This is a genomic window from Psychrobacter sp. SHUES1 (assembly GCF_001652315.1).
GTDB lineage: Bacteria > Pseudomonadota > Gammaproteobacteria > Pseudomonadales > Moraxellaceae > Psychrobacter > Psychrobacter faecalis.
In genome coordinates this window covers 1-11,590 of the sequence record NZ_LXWA01000087.1, presented here as the reverse complement: position 1 = coordinate 11,590, position 11,590 = coordinate 1, and the positions used below count along the sequence as shown (strand labels likewise).

Genomic DNA, 11,590 nt, shown 5'->3' with positions numbered 1-11,590 from the left:
TCTTTATATACCACCCCTAGCATAAAGATGTTGAGGTTACTTTTACCCCATTTCCAGTTGGTGCGGTCAATGGTTAAGGTGACTTTGCCTAGCCCAAATAGTCGATATATCATTAAAGCCAGTTGATCGTAGTCTATCCTCGCTTCGGCAAAAAATCGCTGTAGTCTGCGATAGTGACTGTCAGTCTTGCCACCCTTAGGAAGGTGTCTTGCTATTTTTTTTAAGATTACTGCTTTGAGCAGTAATCAGGGCTATTATCATTAGGCTCAAACAATTGATTCTTGCCTTGTTCATGCTCAGGTTTTGGGTTAAAGTTTCACTAAGTCTGTTAAAGTTCGGCATGGTCTGATTCGTCTTAAAAATTACTATTATGCCTTTGCTTTAACAGACTTTTTTGTTTTTTTGTCGTGTGCAGAGCTATTTGTAGTAAAAGACAAATAAACATTAGAAACATACCTAACCAACCAATAGGAGAAAAAATCTCTCCAACAACAATAACCGCAAGTATCGTTGCTACGATAGGCTCCAATAATGTAATTAACGTAGCTTGGCTTGCCTCAATGACTTTCAGTGCTTGACCAAAAAGTAAGTATCCTATAAACATAGGTGCAATTGCCATGTATAAAGCAGCTGTTATATGTTTACCATCTAAAAATAGGTTATCGCCTGTAAATAGTAATGAAGGTAACAATACGATTGCGGAGAGACCAAACATACTTGCCATTGCAGATTTAGAGTCTACTCCTGTCTCTATCATTTGCCGTGCTGACCACGAGTACGTGGCATAAGTTAATCCTGCAACCAAACCTAGTAATATTCCCCATTTTTGATTGTTTGCCACTATATCTAGGTCAATATTTTTAGTTTTTCCTATAGTCAGTAAGCTGACACCAACGGCACCAAATAGAAAACTTACTACCCATTTTTTACTAATCTTTTTATTGCTGATTAGACGCTCCATTATTACCGTAAAAAATGGCGCGCTAGCAATTGAGATAACCGTTCCAATAGCTACACCAGCTAGACGCATAGAAGAATAAAAAGCTAATGGATAAAGGGCAACACATATCGCTCCTATTAATAAGACCTTAGGCTGAGAAATTAATTTTATCTTATCATTAATTATGTGTTCTCTGGCGTTTACTACTAGTAGTACACCACCTACGCCCATTGCGAACGCACCAGTTGCTAAAGGACTGACATCAGGCGTAAAAGCGGATACAGTACCTGTTGTACCCCAAAGAATGCTAGCAATAACCACAAATACAACAGCGCTCAAACTGGATTTCACCTGAAACATAATAGGTACTCTCAAGGTTATATTGAATAATGCTATTATAGAGAGCTATTAATATTGGATTTTGCAGATTGGACGGTTTTATTGATTGATCAGACGCGTTTTACTTAGAAAATTCTAGAAGGTGGGATACCGAAATACTTTGAGAAACGGCGACTAAATGCACTGACATTAGTGTAACCAACTAATTCAGCAATGATAGAAATGGGGGAATCCGTATGTAGTAATAAAGCTTGAGCTTTTTTCATTCTCAGCTCTGTAATGTACTCATTTACTGTCTGACCAGTCTGTGACTTAAAGTTCTTTTTAAACTGTGTAGCACTCAAACAAGCAATATCTGCTAAAGCTTCTATCGATAAGTTATGAGAAAGGTTGTTATTAATATAGTCCACTACCTCTCTAATTCTATGGTCATACTGAACGAATAATTTTTGTTCTTCTAGCAGTCTGTAGAAAGTAGTAAACATCAATGCTTCAATTTCAGCATGAATTTGGTTCTTTAACTGACTTTCAGCAAACTCTAAAAATAATAATACGGTTGAGCTGATTGAAAAGACAATTTTTTCCGAATTAAGAATATGATCTGGTAAAAAATCTGTATCAACAACAATGAACTTTGCATTTTCTTCAGCATTAAAATAATGTTTTTCGTATGCTTTGACTACAACACATTCTCTTGGTGTAACTTTACCAATATAATTTTCAACCTCAATGTTTATAACGCCTCGAAGCGGTAAAACAATTTGATGAAAGTTATGAGAATGCCCTTTGGTTTGATGACTATAGGATCTAACTGAGAGAGTGCTTATCATTTCTTTCTCTATAGCAGCGCTTATATAAATAAAAATAATGCTCCAAAAGCTCACTGTATGTACACAATGAAGTACATTGCGACTATCTTAGCAAATGAAACCGTTGAGATTATTAGCCTGCAGCTAAAGGTTCAAGTCCTCACGAGGGTACCGAACCAGTGAAATCGGTTTATCATAGGCATACTTACAATAGATTATAGGCGTAATAATAGTACGCTTGAAGTGGTTTTACTGCATTAGTGTATTTTAAACGGTCTATCAATGGGCTTAAAGGGTGATATAGCTGTTTCCACTCGGGTATACCCGAAATGAATCAGTAACTTAATGCCAGATTGAGAAGCTTTTCCTAAAAACTGTGTAACTGCTTATAATCCAATAGCAGGAGAATAAGCACTGACTACTCAATCTGACATTAAAAAACTGGCTGAGCAAATGGCCAGCAGCATGAGCAGCTTAAAAGTTTGAGAAAAAGGTGTGTTACTTAAAGTCTTATCTACTACAGCTCCATAGCTATACTGGAAGTTATTTAACCTGCGCTGTTTCTAATAAACTGCCATCTTTATCGAATAAGCAGTCGACGATAATGAGCGGAGCCGCATCCAAACTATCTTCAGCGTAGTAATGTGTTATGACTTCAAAGTTACCATTATTTAATCGTCTGTAGTCTGTGTTTTTTCGTTTAATGTCCATAGACTTAAAGCCTTTAAGCATGGGCTGTACTGCTTTCTGGCACTTCGTTAGCAATGCAATCTTTGTTGTTTTTTGAGCTTGTTCGAGTTCAGTATTTCTTTTTTTATCAAATGGGTTACTGCCATTTTGAATCCAAATATAAAATGCTGCAAATGTAATAATAGATAGTCCTGTCAGTGTCTCTTTTTTCATAATATGACTCGTTTAGCAATAATAGAATAAGATATTTACTAACATACAAGCATAGCTCAGTTATTCTTAAGGAGCATGTTAAAACAATAGTTAACCGTTGAAAGCAATGGGTAAATGTTACTCCCGTTCTGGTTAGTTCAGCTTAGTATTATAAAATAGGGCTTAATGAAACATGGATACCTTAAATATCGTGTATCTCGTAGGAGCAGTATTAATTTTCGCCAGTATCATGGCAAGTACGTTATCGGCGCGTTTGGGTGTTCCACTTTTGCTATTGTTTTTAGTCGTCGGGATGCTTGCTGGTGAAGAAGGTATCTTGGGTATTGAATTTTCTCAATATGCGATAGCCAATTTTGTCGGACAAGCAGCCTTAGCCTGTATTTTGTTAGATGGCGGGTTGCGCACCTCTGTTAAATCATTCCGAGTTGGCTTAAAACCAGCCATCACACTGGCTACTTGGGGCGTACTTGCGACAGTCATGATACTGGGTGTATTCGTCACATGGCTGCTGGATGTCGATTGGCGCTTTGGCTTATTACTGGCAGCAATCGTAGGTTCAACCGATGCGGCAGCGGTATTTTCACTGTTGCGTAATGGCGGTGTTAAATTAAATGATCGTGTCCAAGCCACGCTTGAATTAGAGTCGGGCGCCAACGACCCTTTAGCGATTCTGTTAGTCACTGGATTGATTGCTTTAAATGTTGATCCTGCCGGACAGACAGCGCTAGGCTTCTTAGGCCTACTATTACAACAGCTTAGTTTTGGTTTAGGAATGGGCTTGTTCTTTGGTTATTTCCTATCTCGATTATTACCCAAGATACATTTGGCAGAAGGTATGTATGCCATTTTAATAATGTCGGCGGGTTTAGCAGTGTTTTCTGCCACTAACTTACTGGGCGGTAGTGGGTTTCTCGCGGTCTTTATCGCTGGTATTATGATTGGCAACCATAAGGTACGCTCAACTGAGCATGTCATGCGCGTGATGGACAGCTTTGCGTGGTTGTCGCAAGCGGTGTTATTTGTGGTATTGGGCCTATTGGTCACGCCATCGAACGTTCTTGAAGTTTGGCCTTATTCAGTGGCCATTGCTGCCTTTATGATTTTAGTGGCTCGTCCTATTGCAGTCTATACCAGTGTTTTACCGTTTAAATTTAAAAATAGAGAGATCGGCTTTATCTCTTGGGTCGGCTTACGTGGTGCAGTGCCCATTACCCTTGCCATGTTGCCAGTGATTGCAGGGGTGGACAATGCCTTTATGCTGTTTGATATCGCTTTTGGGGTGGTGGTCTTATCGTTGGTGTTACAAGGGACGACCATTCCTTTTATGGCCAATCTGTTTAAGGTGCGTATTCCTAACAATAAGGGCCCAAAAGAAGAGCATGAAGTGTGGGTGTCAGATAGAGCAAGCATTACGTTGTATGAATTTGAAGTAAAGTTAGGTGCGTTTGCAATTGGTCGTCATCCGAGGGATATATCTACGCGTATCAGCCCTGAAGGAATCCATGTTTTTGCCTTGGTGCGTGGTCAGCAAATCTTGGCAATTAATGAAAAGACTAAGCTCAAATTTGGCGATAGCGTATGGTATGCCATGAGTGGCGATTATGCCGATCAGATTGCGACTGTTTTTAATGACACTACGTTAGACCGTAGAGCCATCGATGATTTTTATGGCGATTGGATGCTATCGCCGAGTGTCAAACTTAAAGATGTGCCTTTCTTTACCGATAGGATGAAATTCGAATCTCTAGAAGATACCCTGAACACGAAAAATATGTGGGAACAAACGGTTGCTGAATATATTAAGGATAGCTTAAAGATGGCACCCGTAGCAGGCGATACGGTTGTGATTAATAAGGAGTGGTTATTAGTCATTAAAGAAGTTGATGACCAAGGAAGACTGAGAACGATTGGCCTAAAACAACTAGAGGGGTCAGCGGTGGCATAGTTTCTATCACTATTAGACAATTAATAGTCCTGCTAACATTGTCCATTCTAGGTAACTCATTAGCTCAAATTATAGTCTGTTTTACTGGTCTCGCTAGGGTATACCCAAAATAGCAAAATTTTATTTGTGAGAGGAATTCGCATTTTTCTAAGTAAGGCTAATACAGAAGCTAAACTACGTAGCATAATTCTATTTAATCAGTATCTTATGCTTAGGATTATTATTAAAATATAAGGTGTTTTTAATCGCCAAAGCATAAAAGATACAGTGACAATTCTACATAGAAGATTTTTCAAAAATACTTTATATTCTATTAAAAAACACATAGGAAAGTGGCTTACGATAGCCACTTTTTTTATGCCTCATACTTTTAGTAGATACACTTAGCGTTACGCAACCAGACAGGATGTGTCATGAGACATTTTTATTTAGACTTTATCTTTACCGCCATTGCATTAGCGATCGCGGCATGGTGGGGATATTCACATGGCGGGATGGGCGGTTTGATCGCAACCTTATCTATTACCGCTATTTTGGCCGTCATGGAAATCTCATTATCATTCGATAATGCGGTGGTTAATGCCTCAGTTCTGAAAGGCTGGGATGAATTTTGGAAAAAGATATTTTTAACCGTTGGTATTTTGATTGCTGTATTTGGGATGCGCTTGGTATTCCCTATTGTCATTGTCGCGGTAACTGCTGAGCTTGCTATGGTAGAGGTCATCAAACTGGCTTTGTATCAACCAGAAGAATACTCTGCCCGTTTAATGGCACACCATGCTGAAATCTCAGCCTTTGGTGGTATTTTCTTATTATTGGTGTTCTTAAACTTTATCTTTGACGATAAAGAAGTGCACTGGTTTAACTGGCTTGAAAGCCGTTTGGCAAAGCTTGGCAAAGTAGATGCCATGAGCGTCTTTGTGGCGCTTATCGTGTTGATGATTGCCGTATCATTTGCTGATCCTGAGCAATCCACTGCGGTCCTAATCGCTGGCGTTTGGGGTATCTTGGTATACCTTGGCGTACAAGTGGTCTCGGGTATGCTTGAAGGTGACCTCGAAGAAGATTTAGAAAACAAAGAAAATGGCTCGGGCGCAGCAGCGACCAGTGCGATTATGAAAGGCGGTATTATCGGCTTCTTATACCTAGAAGTCCTCGATGCCTCATTCAGTTTCGATGGCGTGATTGGCGCCTTTGCGATTACCAATGACGTTATCGTGATTATGCTTGGTCTGGCAATCGGTGCGATGTTCGTGCGTTCGATGACTATTTTCTTAGTCGATAAAGGCACGCTTGATGAGTTTGTCTATCTTGAACACGGCGCGCATTATGCCATCGGCGCTTTAGCCATTATCATGCTATTGTCGGTGAAATTCCATGTGCCAGAGCTTATTACGGGGCTGATCGGTATTGCCTTTATTGGTTGGGCGCTGCTTGCTTCACTGAAACATCGTAAGCAACAGGCAAAACTCACTGCTTAGAGTGTAAACAATGTAAAGCAAAAAATTATTATTTTAGAATATCGTTAATAACAGGTTATGCCAAATAATTGGTATAACCTTTTTTCTAACATGTATTGCTTTTTATTACCTAATAATAGACATCATATTCAAACATTTATATTGCCAACAACAAGAGACACAAATGCTGAAGAAAGCTGAACAAAGATTAGAAAAAACCATATTTAATAGTCGTTGGCTGCTAGCCCCTTTCTATTTGGGATTGGTGCTCGGTATCATTTTATTATTTATTAAGTTTTTTCAAGAGCTGTGGCATATGATTACCCATGTGTTCAGTGCATCTGAAGCCGATGTCATCGTTGGTACGTTGGCGCTTATCGACATGTCATTAGTCGCAAGTTTATTGCTCATCATCATATTTAGTGGTTATGAGATTTTTGTCTCAAAAATTGATACCGGAGATCATGAGGACCGCCCTGAATGGATGGGGAAAATCAATTTCTCTGGGCTAAAACTCAAAGTGATTGGTGCCATCGTTGCCATTTCTGCGATTGATCTTCTTAAATCATTTATGGATATACCTAAAGAGATGAGCGAAGGTGATGCTGATAGATTGATGTGGAAAGTGATTATCCATATGACGTTTGTACTGTCAGGCCTGTTATTTGCTTTGATGGATAAGATTGTCGGTGACACCAAAAAACATTAGAAAGACTTTAATAAAAAACCTATCAATTAATTTATATAAATAGACGCAAAGGAGCACACATGGCAGGGGCCAGTTTATTAACCTTGCTTGATGACATCAGTGTGATATTAGATGATGTGTCACTTATGACCAAGGTTGCCGTTAAAAAAACGGCGGGTGTATTGGGCGATGATCTAGCCCTTAATGCAGAGCAAGTTTCAGGTGTTAAAGCAGACCGTGAGCTGCCAGTAGTTTGGGCCGTTGCCAAAGGCTCATTCGTTAACAAGCTTATATTAGTGCCGTTAGCGTTGCTGATTAGTGCCATCTACCCGCCATTAGTCACGTTTTTATTGATGTGCGGAGGTGTCTATTTGGCTTATGAGGGTGCTGAAAAAATCATTCATAAGTTCTGGCCACATATCTTACCTCACGATGAAGAACAAATAGCCCGTCTACGTGCCAATGCTGATGAGACGATTGATTTGGTTGCTTTTGAAAAGGACAAAATCAAAGGTGCGGTGCGCACCGACTTTATTCTATCGGCTGAAATTATCGTAATTGCACTCGGCTCAGCAGTTGGAGCGACGCTTTTAGAGAAGAGCGTGATGCTGTCTATTATTGCCATTGGCATTACAGTAGGCGTTTATGGCTTAGTAGCGGGTATCGTTAAAATGGATGATTTAGGTCTTTACCTAATGAAACAGACGAACGGTGCAAAGCAGAAAATAGGTGGGATTTTATTGTCTGCGGCACCAAAGCTGATGAAGTTTCTATCGATTGCTGGGACATTAGCTATGTTTCTAGTGGGCGGCGGTATCTTAGTGCACGGGATCAGTTTTTTGCATCATGAAGTGGAAGACTTAGCGCACCTAACTGGCATATTTGGAAGTGTGACAACCATGCTCTTAAATGCGTTGGTAGGTTTAGCCGTCGGTGTTATTGTCGTGGCTATTGTCACCATGATTGGTAAATTACGCAGTAATAAGTCATCTTCGACGCATTAAAAATAACGATGATCACCCTTGTTCATTTAACCTTCTTTTAAAGAGTGCAATAAACCATGTTTGAATTTGATTTAAACTTAAAATTAATGGTGTATCACCTAATTCAATTAGCGATTGCTTTCGTGCTTTCCCTACCGATTGCGCTTAATCGTGAGATGAAAGATAAGGGTGCAGGACTCAGAACTTTCCCATTAGTCAGTATTGCATCCTGTGCTTTCATGCTAGTGGCTGTCGATATCTATCATGGAGGTGCAGCAGAACCCGAAGCGAGAATCATGTACGCAATTATTACAGGTATGGGTTTCATCGGTGGTGGGGCGATTTTTAAAGGTGATAATACGGTAAAAGGCACTGCGACAGCTGCGAGTCTATGGAATACTGCTGCTATTGGCATCTCTGTCGCTTATGGACGTTATGAGATAGCGATCATATTGTCAGTCGTTAATTTCTTAATTCTACAATTCTCAGAACCTTTCAAAGTGAAAGATAAGCTTGAATAATTATTATTCGTCTCGGTTTGTATACTCAACCTTACATTTTATAAGTTACACTGCTATGTACACTGATTTTATCTAAATAGATTTAGAATACTAATAGCAATATCTCACAGTCTAAGGTTCAAGTCCTCACTAGGGAACCGGACACATTTCAAAAATAACAATTATATAAGGTTTGGTAGACTAAATAGTAGTTTTGAGGTACCAAAATAACGTCCCACTAATTAATAGTGAGGCGTTATTTGTTTACAATTTACCAACTTATTTGACAGACTTACTTAGGAATAGCTTTAAAGCTAGCGACTTGATAGGCATTAGTAATGGTAAAGACAGGATAATTGTTGGCAATTATGCTTATACTGTATTTACCTTTTACGGTGTCCACGACCGCTTTATCAAAACTTGCTTGTGGTTCTGGGCAAGGCATTCTGGTACTTCTTATATTGCCTACCTGTACGTTGCCATTCACAACTTTATAACCAGCAGCCATGTTATTACAAGTATTCAATAGGCTAACAAAATTATTACCGTTCTCATTCGTAAATTCTAGAATTAGTGGGTTGTTTAGATCAAAGAATAGCTGAGGAACTTTAACGTTATTAGTCCCTTTGGCATCAACCAACTGCCAATTATAGGATTGTAAGAGATTTGGTGTGATTGTCTGTTCAACTGGCGCTGTCACGCTAGGAGTGGTCTGGCAACCAGCAGTTAACGTACCTACCGCTAAAACACTTGCCATCATTACTTTAGTCATGTTTTTCGTATAAATGCCTGTAGTAGTTATTTAGAAATAGCTTTGAAATGAGCAACTTGATTAGCATTGGTAATGGTTAGAACAGGTAGATTTTTGCCAATTTCGCTTAAGCTATATTTACCTTGTACTGTTGCTAGTGTAGCAGTATCAAAACTAGCTTGTGGCTCAGGACATGCCATTAAGGTGCTGATACCATTTTGAATTTGGACGTTACCATCCACAATGCTGTATCCAGCGCTCATATTGTTACAGGTATTCATAAAAGCAACGCGGTTATCACCGTCAGCAGTCATGAAGTTTAAAATTAAAGGTTTCGCTGGATTGAAGAATAACTGAGTAACTTTGTCACCATCGCTACGATTGGCATCAATCAACTGCCAGTTATAGGCTTGTAGGGCATTTGATGTTACTGTTTGAGTAGTTGGAGTAGTCGTGCTAGGAGCATTTTGGCAACCAGCAGCCAACGTGCCTACTGCTAAAACACCCGCTATCATTATCTTAGTCATGTTCTTCATATAAGGCGCCTCTAATATACGAATTTGATACATTAGACGTCAGCATTATTGCAGAGGATAATGATCGACAAAAGTAGAGATAACGATTTCAATACTATTTTTCTAAGGCGTTACATATGCATGATGTTTAACGAGATTTCTTCAAAGGTGTTTTTCATCCAGGTTGCAGCAGTATCGATATATAGTTCACAAAAAAATTAGAGTTTGGGTGAACCGCCGCGACTATATCAGAGGTTGATTTACTTGAGTCAGGCAGCGATGCCTGACAGGGTTAAATTATCATAATACCGCTTTTCAAACTCAAAGGGTGACACATAACCGATAGTGCTATGTAGACGCTTCATGTTGAACCAATCCACCCACTCAAGGGTTGCCAGTTCAACATCGTTCACACCAGTCCAGTTCTGCTTTAAATAATGAATCACCTCAGACTTGTACAGTCCATTGACCGTTTCAGCCAATGCATTGTCGTATAAATCGCCTGTTGTACCAACAGAAGCAATCACACCAGAGACCGTCATCTTATCGGTATAGCGAATAGATAAGTACTGAACCCCTCGATCACTGTGATGAATGACATCTTTGGGACTGTTTCTATCTGCTATTGCTTGGTTTAATGCCGCCATCACCATATCGGTATTCATCCGATTCGATACTTTCCAGTCCACAATAGCGCGAGCAAACACATCAATAATAAAAGCGGTATACACCCAGCCGATTATCGTCTTGATATAAGTAAAGTCTGCCACCCAGAGCTGGTTAGGGCGATGAGCGCTAAAGTTACGATTAACCAAGTCATCAGCACGCTTTTGATCATCACAGCTGTGAGTTGTTATTTTACCCTTACCGCGCTAGATATCTTGTAGGCCGTGCTGACTCATTAAACGCTCGACGGTACACCGAGCAACCTTTAACCCGTCAGCTTTCATCTGCTGCCATACTTTACACGCACCGTAACGGCATTTGCTGTCCTGCCAGATACGTTTAATCTTGCTGATGTAAAAGTCGTCATGCTGCTTCGATCAGCTTACGAACGGCGCGTTCTTTAATTTCAGGAGTGTAGGTTTGTCTTTTCATTGTCGTATTCTCTCAGAATGTTGAGCCTCCGAAAATCACGGGGCGGTTCAAGCCCAAGTTTTTATTATTAATAATTATTTTAGAATTAGATTGATACATCTAAGAAATTTTATGCTTTCTAAAAGCCGAAACTCTTTTAAAAATACAGTGTCAACTATAGGGTCTATCCTATATTACTATCGTTAAAAGCACTTTCTGATTGAAAGTCATTTATATTATTTTATTAAAGATTATTGGGTGGTGTTCTAAAAAGTATGCTGGCATCAGACATAGCCATAATTAACATAGAAGAATACCAAATCAAACACCTTAAAGTGGTTATCAAACTTCTTTGAGAAGCAGCAGGTCTTTCGAACGGCTCGTCGCAATCGGTGCCTAAGGCGACAGTTATTACCTTCTATGCCTACCGTATGCTGCTTGCCGATTTGTTTCTTGTCAGGCTTGAATGCGGTTATAAAGCTATCCCAGTTATCCATGCTAATAGAACCATAGCTGACTTTCAGTTGTTTAAGACGGGCTCTTAGCTTCTTAGCTGTTTTCAGGTCACGTTTGCCCCAGACATAAGCGACAATCTCATTGGTAGCGCGGTCATAAGCATAAATAAGCCAAACTTTACGCTTTTTGCGATACACGTAAGTCCAGAACTCATCAACCTCTAA

Annotated in this window: 11 protein-coding genes and 1 pseudogene; 5 read left to right on the top strand and 7 right to left on the bottom strand. The window is 39.6% G+C overall.

The annotated features are described in order from the left end of the window. Positions 1-355: 355 nt before the first annotated feature. The 3 genes from A7325_RS11510 to A7325_RS11500 all read right to left on the bottom strand — a co-directional run bounded on the left by A7325_RS11510 (position 356) and on the right by A7325_RS11500 (position 2,991). Complete coding sequence (locus tag A7325_RS11510) at positions 356-1,300, bottom strand: DMT family transporter (protein WP_068408292.1); 945 nt, start codon at positions 1,298-1,300, stop codon at positions 356-358. A gap of 104 nt (positions 1,301-1,404) precedes the next feature. Continuing rightward, positions 1,405-2,109 carry an AraC family transcriptional regulator gene (locus A7325_RS11505; RefSeq protein WP_068408290.1) on the bottom strand — a complete coding sequence of 235 codons (705 nt, stop codon included), beginning with the start codon at positions 2,107-2,109 and terminating at the stop codon, positions 1,405-1,407. A 522-nt stretch (positions 2,110-2,631) separates the two neighbouring features. Continuing rightward, positions 2,632-2,991, bottom strand: coding sequence for a hypothetical protein (locus A7325_RS11500; RefSeq protein ID WP_068408288.1), 360 nt, complete (start codon positions 2,989-2,991; stop codon positions 2,632-2,634). Positions 2,992-3,163: 172 nt separating this feature from the next. Between A7325_RS11500 and A7325_RS11495 the strand changes: the two genes are divergently transcribed. The 5 genes from A7325_RS11495 to A7325_RS11475 all read left to right on the top strand — a co-directional run bounded on the left by A7325_RS11495 (position 3,164) and on the right by A7325_RS11475 (position 8,588). Next, positions 3,164-4,936: a potassium/proton antiporter gene (locus A7325_RS11495; protein ID WP_068408286.1), complete on the top strand. Its 1,773-nt coding sequence runs from the start codon at positions 3,164-3,166 to the stop codon at positions 4,934-4,936. A gap of 413 nt (positions 4,937-5,349) precedes the next feature. Further along, on the top strand, positions 5,350-6,417 hold the full coding sequence (locus tag A7325_RS11490) for a DUF475 domain-containing protein (protein WP_068408284.1): 1,068 nt from the start codon (positions 5,350-5,352) through the stop codon (positions 6,415-6,417). 163 nt (positions 6,418-6,580) lie between these two features. Beyond that, positions 6,581-7,105, top strand: a complete 525-nt coding sequence (locus A7325_RS11485; RefSeq protein WP_068408282.1) for a TIGR00645 family protein — start codon at positions 6,581-6,583, stop codon at positions 7,103-7,105. A gap of 59 nt (positions 7,106-7,164) precedes the next feature. Further along, a complete protein-coding gene (locus tag A7325_RS11480) occupies positions 7,165-8,088 on the top strand; it encodes a DUF808 domain-containing protein (protein ID WP_011512373.1) in 924 nt (307 codons plus the stop codon). 56 nt (positions 8,089-8,144) lie between these two features. Further along, positions 8,145-8,588 carry an MgtC/SapB family protein gene (locus A7325_RS11475; RefSeq protein ID WP_068408280.1) on the top strand — a complete coding sequence of 148 codons (444 nt, stop codon included), beginning with the start codon at positions 8,145-8,147 and terminating at the stop codon, positions 8,586-8,588. A gap of 271 nt (positions 8,589-8,859) precedes the next feature. Here A7325_RS11475 and A7325_RS11470 read toward each other — a convergent pair whose 3' ends face one another. The 4 genes and pseudogenes from A7325_RS11470 to A7325_RS11455 form a co-directional block, all read right to left on the bottom strand. Then, positions 8,860-9,339, bottom strand: a complete 480-nt coding sequence (locus A7325_RS11470; protein WP_068408278.1) for an META domain-containing protein — start codon at positions 9,337-9,339, stop codon at positions 8,860-8,862. A gap of 26 nt (positions 9,340-9,365) precedes the next feature. Continuing rightward, positions 9,366-9,854, bottom strand: coding sequence for an META domain-containing protein (locus A7325_RS11465; RefSeq protein WP_068408276.1), 489 nt, complete (start codon positions 9,852-9,854; stop codon positions 9,366-9,368). A gap of 248 nt (positions 9,855-10,102) precedes the next feature. After that, positions 10,103-10,867: pseudogene (locus A7325_RS11460) on the bottom strand (IS3 family transposase); the annotation flags it as partial. A gap of 327 nt (positions 10,868-11,194) precedes the next feature. After that, positions 11,195-11,590: IS1 family transposase (locus tag A7325_RS11455; RefSeq protein WP_156508547.1), on the bottom strand; the 396-nt coding region annotated here is incomplete at its 5' end.

Excerpts from the sequence above, each read along its gene's own strand:
- A7325_RS11505 (WP_068408290.1), bottom strand. The coding sequence starts at position 2,109 with ATGATAAGCACTCTCTCAGTTAGATCCTATAGTCATCAAACCAAAGGG.
- A7325_RS11500 (WP_068408288.1), bottom strand. The coding sequence starts at position 2,991 with ATGAAAAAAGAGACACTGACAGGACTATCTATTATTACATTTGCAGCA.
- A7325_RS11480 (WP_011512373.1), top strand. The coding sequence starts at position 7,165 with ATGGCAGGGGCCAGTTTATTAACCTTGCTTGATGACATCAGTGTGATA.
- A7325_RS11510 (WP_068408292.1), bottom strand. The coding sequence starts at position 1,300 with ATGTTTCAGGTGAAATCCAGTTTGAGCGCTGTTGTATTTGTGGTTATT.
- A7325_RS11485 (WP_068408282.1), top strand. The coding sequence starts at position 6,581 with ATGCTGAAGAAAGCTGAACAAAGATTAGAAAAAACCATATTTAATAGT.
- A7325_RS11465 (WP_068408276.1), bottom strand. The coding sequence starts at position 9,854 with ATGAAGAACATGACTAAGATAATGATAGCGGGTGTTTTAGCAGTAGGC.
- A7325_RS11475 (WP_068408280.1), top strand. The coding sequence starts at position 8,145 with ATGTTTGAATTTGATTTAAACTTAAAATTAATGGTGTATCACCTAATT.
- A7325_RS11490 (WP_068408284.1), top strand. The coding sequence starts at position 5,350 with ATGAGACATTTTTATTTAGACTTTATCTTTACCGCCATTGCATTAGCG.
- A7325_RS11470 (WP_068408278.1), bottom strand. The coding sequence starts at position 9,339 with ATGACTAAAGTAATGATGGCAAGTGTTTTAGCGGTAGGTACGTTAACT.
- A7325_RS11495 (WP_068408286.1), top strand. The coding sequence starts at position 3,164 with ATGGATACCTTAAATATCGTGTATCTCGTAGGAGCAGTATTAATTTTC.